Consider the following 21919-nt stretch of genomic DNA (forward strand, 5'->3'; position numbering starts at 1 on the left):
TCTCTTTTGTGATCGGTATGATGTTGAACAGAAGTGTTGAATTGAGACACAAAACTTTACATTCAACCCTACGAAGCTCCTACGAGTGTCTCTGGCAGCAGATCGTAGCTCCAATGGACAATCGAACAACGACGACTCAATTCAAGTTGCAAATAGCGCAACTTATCTAGTAATTGATGACCATAAAACTCTGGAATTTCTATCAATTGCAGAATCAGATAGGCAATCAACACCATGTAGATTTGAATGGTGACTCCATTGACACTCTTAGAGATTAGTTTATCTAGCTTCAAGTGCATCTTTAGAAACTTCCACAGCACTTCTATCTGCCACCGATGGCGATAGACTTCACTAATCTCTTCATTCGTCATCAGTTCTACATTGGTCGCCAGCCGAAACTCCGTTTGGCTCTCTAAGTCACAAAACCAAACCACTCGATATCGCTCATGCTCAAACTCGGTCTTCATCGTGTTCTTAAGGCGGACAACAAAGCGAGTCTGATCCTGGCTTAATTGGTCAAGGAAATCCCAACTGGCAAAGCCTCTATCCATGACGCCGATGGCATCTTCAGGAATCATTCCTGTCACTCTGTCAGCAAATTTTGCGTCATGTCCTTGACCAAAATGAATCAGGCATTCACTGGGATTACCTTGCGTTAAGTTGACTCCATTAAGCAATTTGACTTGATGATAGCCTTGCATCCAGAACAACTTGCTTGTCAATGTGATGACCGTTGAATCAATGGAAAACAGCATCTGTGCTGTCGCTGGATTTTTTTGTTTTAGCTGTCTTATGAGCTCAGCGTAGATGCGACAAAAGTGTTCATCCTGTCGAGTCTTGCAGGCTTTAGAAAAGGTGGAAATATCAACCTTGATTCCTGCTTTGTTGAGACGATAAAACAGGCTTCTCATGCTCGTTAAACCCTGGTCTAAAACGAAGGTCAACCAGATTTCAAAGAATAAGCGAGAGTTCAAAACAGGATAGTTATGTGGGCACAACTGCTTGAGTATCGGTTTGACAAGCGCAGGAAATGACACTAGCATCTTAAACATTGTTTTTGTTTGCTGGGGGCTAGAATACAATATTCTGCCCCCATTTTTTGTATGTTGAGCTATCTTTCAACACTTCTGGATGTTGAATTGTTTCTGAATTTCATCTAGTCGTTCTTTTCTGAAGTAGAAATAAGTTTGATTCCCAATTGGAATTGTGTGATCAGGAATAAGTTTGCCCGTCACAACCCACTGTTTTACAACATTGTCAGCAACTCCCAATTCAGCTTCCAATTCACGAGTTTGATACATCTCTTTGACTTCATCTTGCCAACGAAAGATGTCGATTGCTTCGTACTTATCGACCCATAAATGAAGCCCCAATACAACACTCGGTTTTTCGCCTTTTGCGTAGGTCGCTGCCTCTTCAGCCAGCATATCATTTGGGGCTGCGACGAGTGCCCCAGGGCGATAGTGAGGATTTTTAAACAAGCGATGAGTATTAAGTGCCTGAGTATAACGACTGGTATTGTCAATAAAGTCAAATACTAGCAGGTATTCTTTACCTGGAGCAGTTCGGGTGCCACGTCCAAGCTGCTGAATGTAAACAACTTTGCTCAGTGTGGGACGTGCCATTAATAATACTTCTGTCTCAGGAGAATCCCAGCCTTCATTAAGGATGTCGCAGGCACAAAGAACCTGAATTTTACCAGTTCGATAGTCTGTTAATATCTGTTCTTTCTGGTTTTCTGCCATGCGCCCAGACACATGAGATGCTTGAACATTCTGCTGATTGAATAGCTCTGCCATTCGTTCTGCATGAGCAATATCAATGCAAAAACAAACAGCACGTTTACCCAGCGTATGACTACAATAAGTGTCCACAATTAAGCGATCGCGATCGGGCACCTTTAAAGCATGTCCCAAGTCATTACTCCGGTAATCAACGCCATTAAATCGAACTTTGGACAAGTCAACATTCGTTTTAACTCGAATACAGCGGATTGGAACTAACAAACCTCGTTGAATTGCTTCTTCTAATTCAAGTCGATGGGCACAGTTCTGAAAAATTTCTGTTAAGGATTGCCCATCATGGCGTTCCGGCGTTGCTGTTAGTCCAAGAATGAATTTTGCACGAAAATAGCTGCTTTAGTTTGGACTAATGGTGAAGAGGAAGGCAGTCAATGAGAAGCACCGACTGCCGTAAGGTCAATGAAGTACAACCAACATTGACCCCATGATTTTCAACGAACTTCAGCAATTTCGCCAAACGTTGTATGCCAGCTTGGGAAACGCCAGAGATGCCCTGTTTGATCTGATGGATGCCGTGTTAGTGAGTGCGTGCATCGTGTCGTTTGTGAGGCTATCGCAGAGTCCTGTCTTTCGTCGCCAGTGGTCGAGCACCTATGAAGCGTTGCGCGATAGCCGCCTACCCCGATCAAAGGTGCTGAAGCTGTTGGTGCAGCAGATACCGACTCAGCAGCAACCGTTGTTGGCAGGTGATGCGAGTCGGTGGAACCGTCCTGCTGCCAGGCGTTTGAAAGACCGCACCTTATCAGGCAGAACAGGACATGCCCCGATAGCCGGACAAAACTACAGTACCTTAGCCTGGATTGCTGAAGACAGGGGCAGTTGGGCATTACCATTGCGGCATGAGCGCATCACCAGCTTTGAAACACCCGCCAGTAAAGCGGCATTCCAACTCAAACAAGTGACTCGGCAGTTAGCGGTGCGTCCGTTGGCGATCTACGACCGAGGGTACGGCAATGCCAGTTTTGTCAACCAAACGGCAGGGATTGAGGCAGACTTGCTGCTGCGGGTTACATCCAATCGATGTGTCTATGGCGCGCCCCCAGCGTATCGAGGGCGAGGCGCACCTGCCAAGCATGGACATAAGATGAAACTCAATGACCCTGACACTTGGAGTGTCCCGGTCGAAACCGTTGAAGTCGATGATCCCAACTGGGGACGAGTGCGGGTCAGTCGTTGGAGTGCATACCATTTCCGCAAATCCCCCAAACGGGCAATGGAAGTGTTGCGCGTGGAGGTGCTGGAGACACAGAGCAGCACGCGACGCTTGGCTCCTTTGTGGTTAGTTTGGCTGGGTGAGCAGATGCCTCCGTTAGAAACCCTGTGGTTGCACTACCTCCGTCGCTTTGCCATTGAACACTGGTATCGCTTTGCCAAGCAGAGGCTATATTGGACACATCCCCAGTTCAGTTCTGTATCGGCAACCGAACAGTGGAGCAGCCTGATGCCGTTGCTCAGTTGGCAGTTGTGGTTAGCGCGAAAGGACTGTACTGACCACCCCTTGCCCTGGCAGGCACCGCAAGAAACGTTGACTCCGGGTCGGGTCGCACAAGCGTTTGCAGGCATTTTGGCAGCGATTGGCACCCCTGCTCCTGCGCCTAAACCTCGTGGTAAATCGCCAGGACGAGGCAAGGGGCACAAGCCAACTCCTCGTCCCTGCTATCCGATGGTCAAAAAACGAGCCTCGAAACGCAAGACATCCGAACAATCCCTGAACAGTCCGGTTGCAACAGCAGCTTAACTGCGAGCAGGATTGTATCCAATTCCTTAAGTTCAACTGTTATGAACGGTTGAGCAGATTCTTTATGGCATCCTGTTGAGCATTATTGTGATGCCAGTTAGTCCAAGCTAAAGTAGCTGATCACCTTGCGGTAAGTTTCTGCGGCTGCATGATGGCTCTCATCAATAATGATGTAACCAAATTCGCGCTCATCAAATTGATTTAATGAATCTGCAATTGCCTGGATTGTAGATAACACGATATGAGAATCCGGCTTGCTCTTTTTCTTCTGATAAATAGCAGAAGTTGCATCAGACCAAAGCTCAGAAAATCTCTCCTGTGTTTGAGTAACTAAAGTCTTGCGATGAGCAAGATACAGAGTTCTAAAACCTAGATAGTGAGCATGGGAAATAGCAACATGGGTTTTTCCTGTACCTGTTGCATGAGTTAGTAAAGCAATTGTTTTACCTCGATTTCGTAATTCTTCCAGTTGTTTCAGTGCATCCATCTGATGCTCTCTTAACGAAATCTCTCCAACTTCCTGTTTTGGCAAAAATCCATCTAGTGTTCCCTGCACAATTTCTCTTTCCAGGAAGAGTAAAAGTTGCTCCTGAATGCGTTCTCGCTCAGTGCTTAATTGAATATCTGTCCAACGATAAACTTTCCACCCCTGATAAACCAAACTGTTCTGACGTAATAATTGGTCACGGTAAATTTGTGAATTAACCATTGCACCATCAGGTGCGTGCCACACTTCACCGTCAATTTCAAAAGCATACTTATCCAGTCGGGAAAGAAACGCGAAATCAATAAACCGATTAGTGCCGTAGATATCTGTTACGGAATACTGAGGAATGAGCAATTGAGTTCGCTCAAACCCCAGAGTCTCCTGGGGTGCATCCCAGTCTTACAAGACTCAGGATGAGAATTGACCATTGAGATAAGCGCAGCGATGGCGAAGGACTTGTGGAACGTTGTCTTCCTTCCACTGAGCGCCTGAAATTTTCACCCGCCTACCAATTTGCTTGATAGTCGACTCCACGGCACCCGAGCCAATTGAAATCCCCTCAGCTTGGTAGTAGCTGTAGTTAACGATACGGAGCCGATGCTTAGCCAGATAGCCGATAAACTGGTCTACCCGCTCATGGGACCAGTCGTCGAATAGCCTAACCGCCCCATCCACATCCCCTTGCCACAAGCAGGCTTCGACGGCATCAAGACGCTGTTGAGACCCACCCACGTTACCCAAATTCTCCATCAGGTGGTACCAGTCCAAGATCTCAAGGCGCTCGCTGCGATGCCCGATCTGTGAAAACAGGTTCCAGATGCCGTCGTGACCATCCCCAAGACAAACGAGGGGATGCGCTAAGGGCTGCTGGTTGAGCCAGTTGACCAAGCTGTCGTTGTCTTTGTAGAAGGCGCTAATGCTGCACTGATGCAGGTTTACCCCCTTGTAATCGCGCCACTGGCAGGGCTGCCCCTGAGGAGTCCGCAGACGGACTTTGCCCCCGTCTAAGCTCATTTCCTTAACCCCGCTGTCCACCGCTGGTGGCTCTAGGTCTTGACGATGCACCAGCCGTTGCTGGGTACTCCCTGACACGCACACCCCGGTGAGCACAGCGATATCGTCGGCAGCTCGCGCATAGGCTTCGTTGGCACTCAGCAGCAAGCAGCACGTCTCAACCTGAGGACTCCACTGGGTGCGGGCCTTGACCTTAAGCCGCTGGCTCTGGCGCTGACTCAGACTTAAGCGTCCGACGATACTCTGGATGTGCCGCTTTCGCCCAGAGCTTGTGCCGCTGCTTGTGCAGATAAAAAATTTCCGATCTCAGGCCCCACATACTCCAGTAGGTGGTCACGAACGGCGACTTCGATCCCGGCCAATGTTTTGACTTGTTCAGGGTCTGTCTCGTCGTAAAGCAACTCCGCTAACGCCAGTGCATGGGCTTTGATTTGGGCTTCCTTGGTGGCATCCATCGCTTCAACTATCCTTAGAGCAACTGCTCTGAGCCTACGGCGTCTGCCCTTAATCTGCACTAAGCACTTCTACTCATTGCATAACTGGGATGCACCCGTCTCCTGAAAGATATCAATAAACAAATCCTCACTAGAACTACTTTCAGCGGCTCGATCATGTCTAACGTGAGAAGTAAGATGATCAGGAGTATCCATAGAAATATATTAAGAGAGCATTCCCTATTATTCCCGCTCCGAACTGAAGTCATCCGGCAGTTCATTGAGTGTTACACCTAAAGCCTCACAAAGGGCTTTCATCTGAGGAACTGTCAAGCTAGCCACATTGGTTCCTCGTTCCCAGTTGCTGACAGTCTTGCTACTAACCCCGACTAGACGTGCCAAAGCTTCCTGCGAGAGTTCCGCTTTCTCCCTCAATTGTTTTAGGGTAAGTTTTGGTCGATCCTGTTCCATCTGGAAAAAGTTTTTAGAAACACTTGACAACTCCCCGCTTTTCTAGAAAACTTTTCTAGTAAGAGGTTCTTTCTCATTCTCCATTAAACTTTAGTTTGGACTAACTGGCATCACAATAATGCTCAACAGGATGCCATAAAGAATCTGCTCAACCGTTCATAACAGTTGAACTTAAGGAATTGGATACAATCCTGCTCGCAGTTAAGCTGCTGTTGCAACCGGACTGTTCAGGGATTGTTCGGATGTCTTGCGTTTCGAGGCTCGTTTTTTGACCATCGGATAGCAGGGACGAGGAGTTGGCTTGTGCCCCTTGCCTCGTCCTGGCGATTTACCACGAGGTTTAGGCGCAGGAGCAGGGGTGCCAATCGCTGCCAAAATGCCTGCAAACGCTTGTGCGACCCGACCCGGAGTCAACGTTTCTTGCGGTGCCTGCCAGGGCAAGGGGTGGTCAGTACAGTCCTTTCGCGCTAACCACAACTGCCAACTGAGCAACGGCATCAGGCTGCTCCACTGTTCGGTTGCCGATACAGAACTGAACTGGGGATGTGTCCAATATAGCCTCTGCTTGGCAAAGCGATACCAGTGTTCAATGGCAAAGCGACGGAGGTAGTGCAACCACAGGGTTTCTAACGGAGGCATCTGCTCACCCAGCCAAACTAACCACAAAGGAGCCAAGCGTCGCGTGCTGCTCTGTGTCTCCAGCACCTCCACGCGCAACACTTCCATTGCCCGTTTGGGGGATTTGCGGAAATGGTATGCACTCCAACGACTGACCCGCACTCGTCCCCAGTTGGGATCATCGACTTCAACGGTTTCGACCGGGACACTCCAAGTGTCAGGGTCATTGAGTTTCATCTTATGTCCATGCTTGGCAGGTGCGCCTCGCCCTCGATACGCTGGGGGCGCGCCATAGACACATCGATTGGATGTAACCCGCAGCAGCAAGTCTGCCTCAATCCCTGCCGTTTGGTTGACAAAACTGGCATTGCCGTACCCTCGGTCGTAGATCGCCAACGGACGCACCGCTAACTGCCGAGTCACTTGTTTGAGTTGGAATGCCGCTTTACTGGCGGGTGTTTCAAAGCTGGTGATGCGCTCATGCCGCAATGGTAATGCCCAACTGCCCCTGTCTTCAGCAATCCAGGCTAAGGTACTGTAGTTTTGTCCGGCTATCGGGGCATGTCCTGTTCTGCCTGATAAGGTGCGGTCTTTCAAACGCCTGGCAGCAGGACGGTTCCACCGACTCGCATCACCTGCCAACAACGGTTGCTGCTGAGTCGGTATCTGCTGCACCAACAGCTTCAGCACCTTTGATCGGGGTAGGCGGCTATCGCGCAACGCTTCATAGGTGCTCGACCACTGGCGACGAAAGACAGGACTCTGCGATAGCCTCACAAACGACACGATGCACGCACTCACTAACACGGCATCCATCAGATCAAACAGGGCATCTCTGGCGTTTCCCAAGCTGGCATACAACGTTTGGCGAAATTGCTGAAGTTCGTTGAAAATCATGGGGTCAATGTTGGTTGTACTTCATTGACCTTACGGCAGTCGGTGCTTCTCATTGACTGCCTTCCTCTTCACCATTAGTCCAAACTAAAGATTAAACGACTTCGGGAGGCACTTTAGCTAGTGTCTCGCTAAACTTTGCGTTGATTTTGAGGAATATTATGGATACTAGTCCGCTTCATGTCTGGGCGGTGGTTCGTCTGCTGCCCAATATGCAACGTACCGTAATTAATCGGTTTCGTCGTCGAAGCGATGCAGAAAATTACTTGCGCCTTTTACGGCAGCACATTCACGACACTAATTTGACAATCGTGTTTGATCCGCCATCCAGGGCTATTAATCTCGAAGCCCATTCTAAAAATTGTGAGAAGTCAGGAATGTTATCGTCATCATCAAGGATTTCTCCTAATGATTGAATTAAGGGTCTATTTGGAGTTGCCATATCATTTTCGTATGCTTTCTTCAATAACTCTATTGCCGTATCCCAACAACGATGAACTTGATAGGGAAATTCGTCATCATCTTTTGTTTGCGGTTTTGTTCCTGCAAGATGTGGCTTTGCCGATCGCTGCTCGATAATTTCATGTTTTTCCAGAATGTCTAATTGCTGTCTCAACTGTGCTTTATTAATTCCCAAAACACTAACTAAACCCATATCTGTGTCAAGAATCTCATTCACTAGAACAGATGCTCGAATGTTGTAGTTATATTCCCAAAGCTTTGCAAAAAGATATCCAGTCGTATAAGGATTTGATAGATCTGGACTACTGATCGAATATATCTTTTTGTCTTGTCTCAGAAACCCAATTTTCGCGATCGCTTCTGATTCTGTATAGGTCCTCAGGATTAATCGAATGCTCTTTTTTAACGTCTCTGGCGATTCAATTGGAAAAGTTTCAATACAGCTATTGACTAACTCCTCTTGAGTGAAGGATGAATGGTTTGGTAAAAACTCACACATGAAATAGTGCCATAAACTGCGATCATTCAAACTTAAGTAAAAATGAATCAACCAATCTGTCACCGTTGCTTCCAGGTAAGGATCTTTGGTCGCTACCAGATTTCCTTCGGGTGTCAAACCCCGATCGTCTAGCAAATTTGCCGCGATCGCCCATTGTTTTGCCCTCTGCCGCGCCTGAGCCGACAAAGAACCCGTTGGGGCATTGGGCTGGAGACTCTGAGCCAGCAGCACTCGGAGGTCAGCTTTAATCAGTAAGGAGGTGGGTAAACCAGGCATAGGGCGTGAAAAACCAGAAGTGACTAAGGAAAAATACAATCCAGGGATAAGACCTGCTCAGGAAAGGGGGGAAGGGCGATCGCAGCTTGTGCTGTGACGATCTGTCGATGTAGATACCCAAACTGACCAGGAGCCACTTCAGCAGGTTGGCTATAGGCTTCCAGGTAGCGATCGACCACATTAAACAACCAGTAGTCTCGAATTCCGGCTTCTGCATACAAAGACAACTTCACTGTGCGATCGTACTCCAGCGACGAATCTGCTACTTCCATAACCAAGAGCGTTTCCGCAGGTGTGGGATGGGCTGATTCATAGTCATCCTCTCGGTTTTGCACAATCGAAAAATCGGGTTCTGGTTCCCCATCAAAGGATAAAGTAATAGGAGACTGGCAGCGGAGAGTGGCGCGATCGCCCACTAACTCAGGTAAGACTCTGAGTAAGCGAGTGATACAGGTTTCGTGGGCAGTACCTCGTGCTGCCATTTGAATTAACTCCCCCCGAATGAGTTCGATGTGGTCATCCTCACCCAAAAGGCCAAGTTCTACTAAACGGTGATAGTCTTGCACTGTAAACCGCACGGGTTGAGGCGTTTGAAGGGGTTTTGTGGCGGCTACTATCATTGAGTCTCCTTGATGGCATCCAGGACTGTGCAAAATGCCTTGAGTTCGGCTTACAAATGACAGGCGAGACAGGGTAAGGTTTCGTCTTCTTCGCCCAGAACGGCTTCTAATGCTTCCACCAAGGGGCGATCGGGCTTTTTCTGGGCTTCCCGTGCCATTGCCTTGTGATGGTCAGCGATAACCTGGTCTTTTCGCGCTAATAGTTCTAGCAGGGTTTCGCCCTGTGTCCAGGTGTAAGTTCTGCCGTCTCGATGATTTTGCTCGTATTCGACCGCCTTTTGGAAGAGGTCAGGATGCTCTTGTGCTAACATCACCCACTCATATTTGCGCTGGAAGAAACAAAAGTAACAGCCCGATCGCGATCGCCAGCGGTAATAGTCAGGCATTCCAATTCCGCTTTCTTCAAGTAAGCGGATAATGTCAGCTTTAACAAGTCCGTGTTCTTTGAAAGGAAATTTAGGTGTGATGTTGGGCTTGGTCGAGATGTAGCCATCTCGATTTTCATCGGCACGAATACCAATATAGGTAATCACTTCATCGTCACCTACCCACTTTTCCAGGGGAATGATTTTCATCTGCCTGGTACACCATCGCATTTTGGGAGACGGTAATACTCCACCGTATACATCCAGCCAGTGGTCGAAGCCTCGTTCTGCTTCGAGGTAGTTAATCTTAATCCCAAGCCAATCTTCAATTCGCCCTAGATACTCGTAAGTTTCCTTCAATTCCTTATGGGTATCACAGAAGAAGTACTCGATTTCCAAGTCAGGATATTCTCGACGCATAAAGATAGCAAGGGCTGTACTATCCTTGCCACCAGAGAGACCTACTATGTGCCGAACCTTCTTCTTACTCATGCTGGCTGATCCCGCTTCCGTTTAGGTTTTCCAAATTCACCTTGAGAATTAACATCCTTGCGACTCAAGAGTTTTTCATTGAGCTTTGCTAAAAGGCAGAAGTGTTGAATTGAGACATAAAACTTTACATTCAACCCTACGAAGCTCCTACGAGTGTCTCTGGCAGCAGATCGTAGCTCCAATGGACAATCGAACAACGACGACTCAATTCAAGTTGCAAATAGCGCAACTTATCTAGTAATTGATGACCATAAAACTCTGGAATTTCTATCAATTGCAGAATCAGATAGGCAATCAACACCATGTAGATTTGAATGGTGACTCCATTGACACTCTTAGAGATTAGTTTATCTAGCTTCAAGTGCATCTTTAGAAACTTCCACAGCACTTCTATCTGCCACCGATGGCGATAGACTTCACTAATCTCTTCATTCGTCATCAGTTCTACATTGGTCGCCAGCCGAAACTCCGTTTGGCTCTCTAAGTCACAAAACCAAACCACTCGATATCGCTCATGCTCAAACTCGGTCTTCATCGTGTTCTTAAGGCGGACAACAAAGCGAGTCTGATCCTGGCTTAATTGGTCAAGGAAATCCCAACTGGCAAAGCCTCTATCCATGACGCCGATGGCATCTTCAGGAATCATTCCTGTCACTCTGTCAGCAAATTTTGCGTCATGTCCTTGACCAAAATGAATCAGGCATTCACTGGGATTACCTTGCGTTAAGTTGACTCCATTAAGCAATTTGACTTGATGATAGCCTTGCATCCAGAACAACTTGCTTGTCAATGTGATGACCGTTGAATCAATGGAAAACAGCATCTGTGCTGTCGCTGGATTTTTTTGTTTTAGCTGTCTTATGAGCTCAGCGTAGATGCGACAAAAGTGTTCATCCTGTCGAGTCTTGCAGGCTTTAGAAAAGGTGGAAATATCAACCTTGATTCCTGCTTTGTTGAGACGATAAAACAGGCTTCTCATGCTCGTTAAACCCTGGTCTAAAACGAAGGTCAACCAGATTTCAAAGAATAAGCGAGAGTTCAAAACAGGATAGTTATGTGGGCACAACTGCTTGAGTATCGGTTTGACAAGCGCAGGAAATGACACTAGCATCTTAAACATTGTTTTTGTTTGCTGGGGGCTAGAATACAATATTCTGCCCCTATTTTTTGTATGTTGAGCTATCTTTCAACACTTCTGGCTAAAAGGCCCTTCTGAAGCCGGGGATTGTCTTTCAATGCTGGCGTATTCAACACCTCTTCAGTGAGGCGATCGAATAACGCTTCATATTCTTCATCGATCCAAACAACTTCATGAACTTCCTGACCATTTGGCCCAGTCACCGTAATTCGCAGAGCATCAAATCCTTTACCTTGCCGCCTGACTTCAGTCCGAAGGGCTTCTAGATTCTCGAACCGACGAACCAAATCACTCAAAGCAATTTCATATCGACTGAAGTCCTCGTCAATCCAACCCTTTGGATGCTTGTCCGCCACAATTCTAACGAGTGCCTCTAGCCAATCTCTGTCAGACGAATCCTCTTCCACAGCTTTAGCGACAAAATGCCGCAGTACTGGATCGATGCACTGCCCTATCAAGTAGCTGGCACGAACTCGCAAATCCTCCCTTAAGTTGGCTTCCTTGCTGCGAACCCCAAATGCTTCATAAAGGTGCTTTTGGCAGTCAGTCAGCAAATTGTCGTAAGCGGTCTGAATCGGGTGCATCCCAGTCTTACAAGACTCAGGATGAGAATTGACCATTGAGATAAGCGCAGCGATGGCGAAGGACTTGTGGAACGTTGTCTTCCTTCCACTGAGCGCCTGAAATTTTCACCCGCCTACCAATTTGCTTGATAGTCGACTCCACGGCACCCGAGCCAATTGAAATCCCCTCAGCTTGGTAGTAGCTGTAGTTAACGATACGGAGCCGATGCTTAGCCAGATAGCCGATAAACTGGTCTACCCGCTCATGGGACCAGTCGTCGAATAGCCTAACCGCCCCATCCACATCCCCTTGCCACAAGCAGGCTTCGACGGCATCAAGACGCTGTTGAGACCCACCCACGTTACCCAAATTCTCCATCAGGTGGTACCAGTCCAAGATCTCAAGGCGCTCGCTGCGATGCCCGATCTGTGAAAACAGGTTCCAGATGCCGTCGTGACCATCCCCAAGACAAACGAGGGGATGCGCTAAGGGCTGCTGGTTGAGCCAGTTGACCAAGCTGTCGTTGTCTTTGTAGAAGGCGCTAATGCTGCACTGATGCAGGTTTACCCCCTTGTAATCGCGCCACTGGCAGGGCTGCCCCTGAGGAGTCCGCAGACGGACTTTGCCCCCGTCTAAGCTCATTTCCTTAACCCCGCTGTCCACCGCTGGTGGCTCTAGGTCTTGACGATGCACCAGCCGTTGCTGGGTACTCCCTGACACGCACACCCCGGTGAGCACAGCGATATCGTCGGCAGCTCGCGCATAGGCTTCGTTGGCACTCAGCAGCAAGCAGCACGTCTCAACCTGAGGACTCCACTGGGTGCGGGCCTTGACCTTAAGCCGCTGGCTCTGGCGCTGACTCAGACTTAAGCGTCCGACGATACTCTGGATGTGCCGCTTTCGCCCAGAGCTTGTGCCGCTGCTTGTGCAGATAAAAAATTTCCGATCTCAGGCCCCACATACTCCAGTAGGTGGTCACGAACGGCGACTTCGATCCCGGCCAATGTTTTGACTTGTTCAGGGTCTGTCTCGTCGTAAAGCAACTCCGCTAACGCCAGTGCATGGGCTTTGATTTGGGCTTCCTTGGTGGCATCCATCGCTTCAACTATCCTTAGAGCAACTGCTCTGAGCCTACGGCGTCTGCCCTTAATCTGCACTAAGCACTTCTACTCATTGCATAACTGGGATGCACCCTCTGAATCTCATGGATGCATTGCACCAGTTTCTTTTGAAATGCTTTTGCTTCCTGTTCATTTTCCTCACTACCCGTTGTCATTGGCTTGAACCCACAAGCTTCTGGTAAAGAGACAAACAGTAAAGCATCAGGTTCCTGAGCCGTCTGTAATGCCTGTAAAACGTTTCGTGCTTCTGCACTCAGCCGCTTTGTCGATCGCGTGAATTCCGGCAGTTGACGGACAAATCCAAACAAGGGCTTAGCAACTGCTAGCAATGATGCATTACGCACTCCATCAGGAGTTTTGGCATTTGGAGATTTCAGAACGGTTTCCAGTTCCTTGAAGACTTGCGATCGCAGTCCAGTCATCTCAAAGTGCTTCACCGAAAAGCGCGAGGGCGATTTCACCAACAACTCAAAATGCTCTGCTCCCAAAACAGGAATGTAGGTGCCGTCCTTGTAGATTCCGACATCGTCAACATGAGCCAGCAGAAAAGCAGCTATCAGGACGGGAACTACTCCTGGCTTAACTCCGTAGGGGGGTGCTTGCAGGTCGGCGTAAATCTGATCCAAGCTGCGCGATCGCTCCTTTGCCTCTAGACAAAACTGGGCGATCGCCCGCCAGGTCGTTGCCACACCTGATGCGGGGTTAGGCGGATAGAAACCCCACACTCCCTGTTCCTGGCGGTGAATCCCTGTCGCCTCTAGCACCGAACCATATATAGCGACTTCAGGCCCATAACCTTCTAACCCTAGTCGTTCTTGGCTAGAACGTTCCAGCATTGCCTCAATCAGTTCACGTCGTGCTTTTGCCCCTTGGGAGGTCAATTCGCGGCGATTGATCAGTTCATTGTCCAGCACTGGGCCTTTGTTGTAAGCGCGATCGCACAAGTCTGAAAGCGCAGCTTGAAAACCCCGGTCAGACTCAATGGCAGCAAGTCGCCCATCGATCCAGCAAGTATTCTTTTGGGCTGACCAGTTGAACGCTAGAGCAACGGTTTCATTTAGGAGTTGCTCTGCTTCCACAAGGCGTTGTCTCACCTCTCGCTTTGCCACGCCATCCGTTTGCAACTCAGGGGCATCTTTCCAGATCTTTTTCAGTGCCAAAAAATCTTCACTACGCATTTGCAGTAGGTCAAGATTGGCAACTGTAATCACAATTAAAGGCTTGCCATCTGCGGTAAAGGGTGGAACGGTTTTCAGAGGGTCTGGATCTAACCAGTAAGCAATTAAGCCGTCACTCCCTGTTGTCGTACACGTCAAAGTCTGTAGATTAACCCGGCTATCAATGTACCGTTGCTCAAAATAGCGGAGGTTGCCCGTTGTGGTGTAATGGCGTTGAGCGACCAGCGGTTTTAAGGGATAGGTTGTAGTCAACAAATCGGCTAGGGGATGATAGGCTTGCGCGATTTGCGTTTGAATTGCCGCTTCAACGTCAAAATCTGAGCCTTGCCAAATCCGCAATTCATCTTGAGTTCGACTGCGGTGGGTGATTAATCTTTTGTCTTTGAGTTGCTGGATCGTCTTTTGCCAATGCTTACGTCCCTTCGCATCCGTGGGAGAGTCGCACAATGCCAGCACGACTAATTCAGGCGTTGCACGAAACCTTCCGGTTGAGGTGACCAGATTGAGGACTCCAATGGTTTTCAGTACCTTAAGAACATCCTGATTCTGGTCTTTGGCATCCTGAATCAACCCTTGTACTTCAACCCAACGTTGTAAATTAAGCCGTGATGCCAGCCCGGCGACGGTCTCTACAAAGTAGTCATAAAGCTGGTGCAGCTTTAAGGTAGGAATTTGATCTCCTTCAAGGGTGGCAGTTTTAAGAAACTGACTGAAAGCGTAAGGCTCGTCGCTCGTGAGAAAGGTAAATAGAGAGCGATCGTTCTGGGCGTAACGCACACAGAGCATTGGCAGCACCAGAGCCGTCAGGGGGTGCAGGGGGTAAGCATCTGCTAGCACCTTCGCTGAAATCTCGTATTCCGAGAGTAGCTCTTTCAACGCATCAAACCAGCTTTCAGCTTGGCTGTAAACCCTGGGTCGGATTGGGTCAGAGCAACGAATAGCTTGCCCGATTAAGCGGGTCATCTGGCTGGGTGATTCAGTGAGAACGATGTCGGTGAATCTTCCGTGAATCTTTACCCATTCACTTTGTTCTGCTGTGGAGAGGCGATCGCCATAGCCTGCAAACGACTGGTGGAGAATCCCCAACAGGTGAACCTGATAGTCTCCCTGAAGTTCTAGTTCAGCAATCTGTTGCAGCAGGTAAAGATCTTGAATCCCCTGATGATGCGCCGCATACTCCAGATTCTTGCCCAACTCATCAATAATCAGCAGCACATCGGTTTCAGCCGTCTGGGCGATCGTTCGGAGCAATTTCAGCACTTGTTGGTCAGTCACTTGGCAGTTGCCCGCCTCCGCCTGAAAGCGCCACTCATTGAGATCCATCCAAAAATCTGGCTTTCGCTTCTTTTTCCAAAAAAGCTCAAACCCGCGCGATAAGGCACGGACGATCGTCCAGCTTAGGGGTTCTCGTTGAGCCGTTGCCACAGCCCTGAATAATCCAGGCTGAGGAACATTTGTGATGACAGCCATTTCAGGACTGTCAGCCGGAAAAACGGATTCGGCGATCGCCCTAGCTGCCTCAGCAACGCGACTACCTCCAGGCGCACATAAAGCCGCCAGATAGTGAGCAAATGCCGACTTTCCTGTTCCATAGACTCCTGTTAATGTCCAGGCGCGGTGAGCAGCCGGATCGCCAATGGCAGATAAAATCCGTCGCAACGCGATCGCCGATCGCTCCGTCGGAACATAGCCCTGAACCGCATCAGGCTTATCTAAGTCTCTCTCTAAATTGACGGATCGGTAGTAGCGGCGGTGTAGCTCAAAATAGGTTGATAGAACCTGATTGGTCATTTTGCTCACCTTCCCGTTCGCGGAGCGTCTCCACAGAAGAACCGATAGTAGCCGTCTAAGATAGCCGCTGCCAGCTTAAGTGGCTCCCCTTCAAAGGAAAATTGCAGCTTTCCGGCGGCATCCGAGAGGCGAATTTGATTCCACCGTCGGGCGACAACTTCGATCGCGTCGCAGATCGCACTCTCGGTCAGCTTAAAAACAAGCCCTGGACTGCCAAGGTCGTAGAGCAAATTGGCAATTGGAATCGTTTTGGCGGGGCTACCCGTTCGAGCGTGGTGCTCTAAGCAAGCGTAGACCACAATTTCGGGGGGCAAGCTTGGCTTCTGCCCAACGCGGAACCGATAGTGTCGAGAATCCCCTGCGGTGTAAATTAACCCCAGTTCCGTAAATGGACAATCCAGAGAGTCTTCGCTAACCTTCGCTTTTTTACTGGGTTGCACGACATACATCCGCAAAATGCAACTCACGTCTTTTTTGAGTGAAGAATCAGAAATACGAGGCGCAACCCGATCGCGGTATTCACAAAGCTGGTAAAACAAATCTTCAGCCGTAAACTCGACCAGGCGAAAATCGTTGAAGGCAACATCCCAGGCAGTTGCCAAGTTAGGCGCTTCTAGCAATTTCCAATGCAACAGCCAAAGGGAGGCCGGATCTTCCAAATAAGAGTCCCAACCGTCCTGCCCCAAAAGTTGCTGACCAAATTCTGTCGGCTGGTCATCCTTCAGCAGCTTAAAGGCAGAACACCAGTACCGAATCGATCGCACCATGTTCTTTCCCACGCCGAGTCGAACAGGGGCATCCTCCCTTAAGAAAATTTCTGAATCGATAGAGGCACGATCAAAACCCTTCTTCAACCAACCAAAGCGAGGGTGAAACGTTTCATGACGAGCAAAGATACATGGCCTTGAAACATCACGGCCCGCTAGTCCCTGGTTGACTGTAGTAGAACTGACAGACTCTGTTGCCATAATTTCACGCAGCGCCCATTCCCACTTGCCTACGTTTGTCTAACACTGATGCTTGGGGGCACCTCGAAAAATAGGGTTGCTTGCTAAAAATAGCTTGATCTTAAATTTGATACAGCACGGCTAACTCTAGCAATAATTCGCAGAAAGGTAGTTCGAGATGCCCTTAGGCTCGCAGTGAGTCTGGAAAATAGGCTGATGCTAGCACTTCCGCAGCCTAGGCGCAGGCATAATCAGCAACAGAGAAACAGAGCTATGAAAAATCAAACGGAACTTAAGAATGGAGCTAAGCGGATTCGAACCGCTGACCCTCTCAATGCCATTGAGATGCGCTACCAACTGCGCTATAGCCCCTTGTGCGTTTCCTATAATGCCTGACGAACAGTAACTTCGTCAACTAATCTTTGGATTTCAAGTAAGAGATTTGGCGTTTAATGGGGAATAGCCTTGTTGCTCGCCCTTCGGCACAGAACCTCACACTCTATGATTAACCTGCCACCCGAACCTTCCGAAACGTCTCCAGCGTCGCCCGCTCCCGACCGCGCCCCCGCCGAGCCAGACATAGAAGCGCTGATCCTGTTGCTGCGGCGCAAGCAGGGCACCTGGATGGACTGGGGCAAAGCCTGCTTGCAGTTGCAAAAAGCAGGGTATTCGCCGCAGCAAATTTTTGAGGCAACGGGGTTTGAGCCTGTGCAGCAAAACCAGATTGTAGTAGCGGCGCAGGTGTATTTGTCGATGCTGAAGGTGGGCGTGTCGGACGCGGTGCGGGCCCGTTTTGAGCGGACGGGTAGCGATACGCTGTACGAGTTTCGGGTGCTGAGCCAGGGCGATCGCGCGGCGGTTGCAGAACTGGTAGTCCAAAAAGGCGTGGACTCGGAAGGGGCACGGGATCTAGTGCGGGCGGTGAAGGAGTATTCGCGGCTGGCGGCCCCGCCAGAGAAGTTTCCCCAGGCACCAGGCGACGCGGTGGCCTATTTTTGCTGGAACCTGGCGCGGCAGCAGGCGGATCTGCAAGCGCGATCGCGCCTGATTGCCCAGGGGTTGAAATTCGCCAGCAGCGACAGTGCCCGCCAGCAGCTCGAGCATTTGCTGACGGATTTTGGCGTGGCTCGTGTACAGCAGGCTCCCCGGCTGCCGTTTTATCGGCTGGAAACGGAGTCGGAGGTGCCGAGGGTGATTCCGGTGGCGGGTCGGCTGCCGCTGTCTCGCGCCCACCTCCAGGCGGTGCCGATTCTGCAAGAGGAGGAACCCTTTGGCATTGTCAAATTTTCGGGCATAGGGGCGTGGGTTCCAGTTCCCGGCTGGCAGGTGATTTTGGCGGCCGAAGACCCCGTAGCGCTGATCACCGACAGCGACCAGTTGCCCAATGTGCCGGAGGGCCCGTCGGAGCCGGTGTTAGTGATTCTTGACCGGGCGCAGCGCCAGTGGGACGAGTTCAGCTACTTTGTGGTAGACCAAGAAGGACATTTGGATATTCAGTGGTTTGACGTGCCGCCTGCCAAGCCAATCCTGGGGCGAGTGGTGCTGATCATGCGGCCGAAGCGCGTGCTGGACGAAGACTTTAATAAAGAGCTGTGGCAACTGGAAGAATAGGGTTCGATCTGGGCGTGGAGGGCGGTCTTGAAGAGTCTGGCGATCGCCCGGCCAATCCGGCTGCCAATCCACTGAAGGCAACTGCGGCGGCGATTGACCCGGTGATTTGGAACGACTGGTATGTGGTGGCTCGGTCGGTGGATGTGCCCATTGGCGCAGTGGGGCGATCGCGCTTGCTCGATACGGGCATCGTCCTCTGGCGCAGTGCAGATGGGGCGGTGCAGGCGTGGCGCGATCGCTGTCCCCATCGCAGCGTGCAGTTGTCAAAAGGGCGGGTGGCGGGCGATCGCCTTGTGTGTCCCTATCATGGGCTGGCATTTGACCCCACTGGGCGCTGCGTGTTGGTTCCGGCGCACCCCGGCTATACGCCGCCGCCCCAGTCCCACGCCGAAACCTACGCAGTGCAGGAGCGCTACGGGCTAGTCTATGTCTGCCTGGGTGTTCCGGGGCAGGAAATAGTGGACTTTCCCGAATGGCACGAACCGGGTTATCGCGGGCTGATCGCCGGGCCCTACACGATCCACACCAGCGGGCCGCGGGCAATCGAGAACTTTTTGGACGTGACCCACCTGCCGATTCTACACGCCGACATCCTGGGTTCTCCCCAGCGCCCCGAAATCGCCGACTATGAGGTACAGGTTACGCCCACTGGTATCGAGGCTCGCAACCTGCGAATTTGGCAGCCCGACCCCTATGGCACAGGCAGCGGCAGCGAGGTGGTCTACGATTACCGCGTGGAGCGTCCGCTCACGGCGCACCTCCGCAAGCCCAATCCCAGTGGCGCAAACTTGGCGCTGCTGTATCACGTCACGCCTGTCAGCGAGACGGAGTGCGTCGGCTGGATGGCAATGGCGCTGAACTTTGGGCAGGAGATTCCCGATGCAGAACTGATTGCCTTTCAGGATCGCATCGTGCAGCAAGACTTAGACAATCTGGAATCCCACAACCCGCCGCAACTGCCGCTGAATCCTGCGGTCGAGTTTCACCTGCCGGGCGATCGCACGTCGCTGGCCTATCGCAAGTGGCTCCGGCAGTTGGGGGTGCAGTACGGCGTAATGGCTTAGCGGAAAATGGGTTAGCGCGGAAAATGGGTCAGCGGAAGATCAACGATTTACACAAGCCGTCGCGCTTCCGATACGCCTCTAGCCCCTCGCGCCCACGCTAGCAGAGTCGCGAATATGCTCTAGCGTCAGCGTGCCCACGGGGGAACCGTCTTCTAAAACCGTGAGCTTGGGTGCGCCTGTGCGAAGAATCAGCGACAGGGCATCGCGCAGGCTGTCTTCGCGGGCGATAGTGGGGTGTCCATTGTGTCCATTGAGGGCGTAGCCGTCGGGCAAGCGAGTCATGGCGGTGGACACGCGCAGCAGGCTGAGCTGGCGCACCATGTCGTCTGCGCCCACCAGGTCATGCACAAACTCGTTCGTGGGCTTGGTCAGAATATTGAACGGCGTGTCGTATTGCACGATCTGGCCGGCTTTCATGATCAAAATGCGATCGCCCAGCCGCAGCGCCTCTTCAACATCGTGTGAGACAAACAGAATCGTCTTTTTCAACTGCCGTTGCAGCCGCAAAATTTCGTCTTGCAGCGTAGCGCGGGTAATCGCGTCGATCGCCCCAAAGGGTTCGTCCATCAGCATCACCTGCGGGTCGCCCGCCAGCGCCCGCGCCAGCCCCACCCGCTGCTGCTGTCCGCCGGAGAGTTGGGCAGGATAGCGATCGCGATATTCCCCTGGCGGCAGCGCCACCAGATCCAGCAGTTCGTCGATCCGCGCCTGAATGCGGGGATTGGCCCAGCCCAGCAGCCTGGGCACAACAGCAATGTTCTGCGCTACGGTCATGTGGGGAAACAGCCCCGACTGCTGAATCACATAGCCAATCTGCTGGCGCAGCCGGGTTTTCGGCAGTTGGCGAATGTCCGTGTCGCCCAGATAAATGGTGCCTGCTGTCGGCTCATACAACCGATTCACCATCTTCAGCAGGGTCGTCTTGCCGCAGCCGCTCGGCCCCAAGATGACGACCAGATTGCCGGACTCCACCTCGCAACTGACGTGATCCACCGCCGCCCGCGCCATGCTCGGAAAGCGGAGCAGCACATTGTCAAATCGGATAGCGCTCATGGAGTAGCCCCTAAATCAGCCCTTCGCTGGTCAGAAACTCGCGGGCCACGTCGGCGGGTTCCTTCTGGTTGCCGCTGACTTCAAAGTTGAGGGTTTGCATCACATCGTCGGTAAGCTTGGGCGCAAGGGCATTCAGCGCATCCGCAATTTGGGGATTGGCATCCAGCGCCTTTTGCCGAACCACGGGCGCAACCTGATAGGGCGGGAAGAGATTTTTGTCATCTTCCAGCAGCACCAAGTCAAACGCCGCGATTTCGCCATCGGTGCCAAAGGCAACAGCCACATCGGCTTCGCCATCCACCAGCCCTTTGTAGCGCAGACCCGGATCAACGGCTTTGTAGCCTTTTAGCTGGAAGTCGCCGTAGGCTTTTTTGATGCCGGGGAGACCGTCTTCACGCTGCTCAAACTCTGGCGGGCCGATAATCGTCAGTTCGCTGGCTCTAGCAGCCATCTCAGAAATGGTTCTAATGCCCAGTTGCTCAGACTTGGCGCGGGTCATGGCTAGCGCCTGGGTGTTGTTCATGGGCGACGGTTCCAGCCACACCAGGTCAAATTGCTCTTTATAGCCTTTAGAGACGGCTTCAAACACGGCCTGGCGATCGCTCCGGGCAGGCAATTTCAGCACCGTCAGCAGCCCCGTGCCCGTGTATTCGGGGTACAAGTCGATTTCGCCACTCATCAGCGCAGCTTGGGCCACGGGCGTTCCCCCCAGGTTCAGCTTGCGGTTCACCGTCAACCCTGCCTTTTCCAGCACCAGCGCATACATCTCGCCAATGATAAATGCTTCGGTGAAGTCCTTGGAGCCGACCGTGACCGTCCCTCCGGAGGTGGAGCCGCTGGGGCCGCCACTGCCGCCCGCGCAGGACACCACGACAAAGGCGGAAAACAGCGCCACTAGGGGCAAAATCAGCAGCCGGCGCAGGGACTTGGAAACGTGCATATTGAAACCTTGCATAGTCTAGATTTGGGCGCGATAGAAGAGTGGGAGTCAGGGTGCGGAAAGCCCGCTTAATCGAGGCTGCTGAACCTTCCTAATTGTTCTGAATAACGGTTTTTATATCTGTTCTGACGATTGCACTAGCGACTTGCAACAGCAGCTTGCAACTTCTTGCAACCTCTTGAAACTTTTTGCAACTTCTTTCAACCTCCAAAGATTGGAAGTCTAGAGGCCGATTTTGAGCCAAAAATCGCTCAGCGAAAAAAGTCAGGACTTAGAGCTAATTTGTAAAGGAGCCTGAAAGCCTTGTTAATCAAGGATTTCCGAGAAACCGCTTTTCCTG

At 51.0% G+C, this 21919-nt stretch carries 19 protein-coding genes and 1 tRNA gene; 3 read left to right on the top strand and 17 right to left on the bottom strand.

Annotated elements, in window-relative coordinates; all coding sequences use genetic code 11:
* Window positions 1–68 precede the first annotated feature (68 nt).
* Window positions 69–1043, bottom strand: a complete 975-nt coding sequence (locus HPC62_RS06620; protein WP_172358810.1) for a transposase — start codon at window positions 1041–1043, stop codon at window positions 69–71.
* 75 nt (window positions 1044–1118) lie between these two features.
* Window positions 1119–1961 carry a DEAD/DEAH box helicase gene (locus HPC62_RS06625; protein ID WP_172354304.1) on the bottom strand — a complete coding sequence of 281 codons (843 nt, stop codon included), beginning with the start codon at window positions 1959–1961 and terminating at the stop codon, window positions 1119–1121.
* Window positions 1962–2226: 265 nt separating this feature from the next.
* On the opposite strand from HPC62_RS06625, the gene HPC62_RS06630 reads away from it, so the two are divergent.
* A complete protein-coding gene (locus HPC62_RS06630; RefSeq protein WP_172353244.1) occupies window positions 2227–3540 on the top strand; it encodes an NF041680 family putative transposase in 1314 nt (437 codons plus the stop codon).
* A gap of 97 nt (window positions 3541–3637) precedes the next feature.
* On the opposite strand, the gene HPC62_RS06635 is transcribed toward HPC62_RS06630, so the two are convergent.
* The 13 genes from HPC62_RS06635 to HPC62_RS06695 all read right to left on the bottom strand — a co-directional run bounded on the left by HPC62_RS06635 (window position 3638) and on the right by HPC62_RS06695 (window position 17283).
* Window positions 3638–4381 (bottom strand): DEAD/DEAH box helicase family protein, encoded by a 744-nt coding sequence (locus HPC62_RS06635; RefSeq protein ID WP_172354305.1) that lies wholly within the window; start codon window positions 4379–4381, stop codon window positions 3638–3640.
* A 54-nt stretch (window positions 4382–4435) separates the two neighbouring features.
* Window positions 4436–5496, bottom strand: a protein-coding gene (locus HPC62_RS06640; protein ID WP_172353248.1) for an ISKra4 family transposase whose coding sequence is annotated in 2 segments (ribosomal slippage) — window positions 4436–5340 and window positions 5340–5496 — 1062 coding nt in all. Because the reading frame shifts where the segments join, the coding sequence is not laid out codon by codon here.
* Window positions 5497–5718: 222 nt separating this feature from the next.
* A complete protein-coding gene (locus HPC62_RS06645) occupies window positions 5719–5976 on the bottom strand; it encodes a helix-turn-helix transcriptional regulator (protein ID WP_225906658.1) in 258 nt (85 codons plus the stop codon).
* 171 nt (window positions 5977–6147) lie between these two features.
* Window positions 6148–7461 (bottom strand): NF041680 family putative transposase, encoded by a 1314-nt coding sequence (locus HPC62_RS06650; protein WP_172353244.1) that lies wholly within the window; start codon window positions 7459–7461, stop codon window positions 6148–6150.
* A gap of 286 nt (window positions 7462–7747) precedes the next feature.
* The gene (locus tag HPC62_RS06655; protein WP_172354306.1) at window positions 7748–8695 is read right to left on the bottom strand and encodes a DUF4007 family protein; all 948 of its coding nucleotides are present in this window, start codon (window positions 8693–8695) and stop codon (window positions 7748–7750) included.
* Window positions 8696–8718: 23 nt separating this feature from the next.
* The gene (locus tag HPC62_RS06660; protein WP_172354307.1) at window positions 8719–9315 is read right to left on the bottom strand and encodes a Uma2 family endonuclease; all 597 of its coding nucleotides are present in this window, start codon (window positions 9313–9315) and stop codon (window positions 8719–8721) included.
* 50 nt (window positions 9316–9365) lie between these two features.
* Entirely contained in the window at window positions 9366–10172 is an 807-nt protein-coding gene (locus HPC62_RS06665) for a phosphoadenosine phosphosulfate reductase family protein (protein WP_172354308.1), read from the bottom strand.
* Between the two features lie 136 nt (window positions 10173–10308).
* Window positions 10309–11283 (bottom strand): transposase, encoded by a 975-nt coding sequence (locus HPC62_RS06670; protein ID WP_172358810.1) that lies wholly within the window; start codon window positions 11281–11283, stop codon window positions 10309–10311.
* 68 nt (window positions 11284–11351) lie between these two features.
* Window positions 11352–11894 carry a hypothetical protein gene (locus HPC62_RS06675; RefSeq protein WP_216655337.1) on the bottom strand — a complete coding sequence of 181 codons (543 nt, stop codon included), beginning with the start codon at window positions 11892–11894 and terminating at the stop codon, window positions 11352–11354.
* A gap of 16 nt (window positions 11895–11910) precedes the next feature.
* Window positions 11911–12971, bottom strand: a protein-coding gene (locus HPC62_RS06680; RefSeq protein WP_172353248.1) for an ISKra4 family transposase whose coding sequence is annotated in 2 segments (ribosomal slippage) — window positions 11911–12815 and window positions 12815–12971 — 1062 coding nt in all. Because the reading frame shifts where the segments join, the coding sequence is not laid out codon by codon here.
* Between the two features lie 59 nt (window positions 12972–13030).
* Complete coding sequence (locus HPC62_RS06685) at window positions 13031–15964, bottom strand: hypothetical protein (RefSeq protein WP_216655338.1); 2934 nt, start codon at window positions 15962–15964, stop codon at window positions 13031–13033.
* A 5-nt stretch (window positions 15965–15969) separates the two neighbouring features.
* Window positions 15970–16932 (bottom strand): DUF4007 family protein, encoded by a 963-nt coding sequence (locus HPC62_RS06690; protein ID WP_172354309.1) that lies wholly within the window; start codon window positions 16930–16932, stop codon window positions 15970–15972.
* A gap of 278 nt (window positions 16933–17210) precedes the next feature.
* A tRNA-Ala gene (locus HPC62_RS06695) sits at window positions 17211–17283 on the bottom strand.
* A gap of 129 nt (window positions 17284–17412) precedes the next feature.
* Here HPC62_RS06695 and HPC62_RS06700 point away from each other — a divergent pair.
* Both HPC62_RS06700 and HPC62_RS06705 read left to right on the top strand, forming a co-directional pair.
* Window positions 17413–18522, top strand: a complete 1110-nt coding sequence (locus tag HPC62_RS06700; RefSeq protein ID WP_172354310.1) for a RuBisCO accumulation factor 1 — start codon at window positions 17413–17415, stop codon at window positions 18520–18522.
* On the top strand, window positions 18504–19586 hold the full coding sequence (locus tag HPC62_RS06705; RefSeq protein WP_225906657.1) for an aromatic ring-hydroxylating dioxygenase subunit alpha: 1083 nt from the start codon (window positions 18504–18506) through the stop codon (window positions 19584–19586). The genes HPC62_RS06700 and HPC62_RS06705 overlap by 19 nt, the downstream gene beginning before the upstream one ends.
* A 78-nt stretch (window positions 19587–19664) precedes the next feature.
* On the opposite strand, the gene HPC62_RS06710 is transcribed toward HPC62_RS06705, so the two are convergent.
* Window positions 19665–20639 carry an ABC transporter ATP-binding protein gene (locus HPC62_RS06710; protein ID WP_172354311.1) on the bottom strand — a complete coding sequence of 325 codons (975 nt, stop codon included), beginning with the start codon at window positions 20637–20639 and terminating at the stop codon, window positions 19665–19667.
* A gap of 10 nt (window positions 20640–20649) precedes the next feature.
* Window positions 20650–21579: a glycine betaine ABC transporter substrate-binding protein gene (locus tag HPC62_RS06715; protein WP_172354312.1), complete on the bottom strand. Its 930-nt coding sequence runs from the start codon at window positions 21577–21579 to the stop codon at window positions 20650–20652.
* Window positions 21580–21919 lie beyond the last annotated feature (340 nt).

This window comes from Thermoleptolyngbya sichuanensis A183 (assembly GCF_013177315.1).
GTDB lineage: Bacteria > Cyanobacteriota > Cyanobacteriia > Elainellales > Elainellaceae > Thermoleptolyngbya > Thermoleptolyngbya sichuanensis.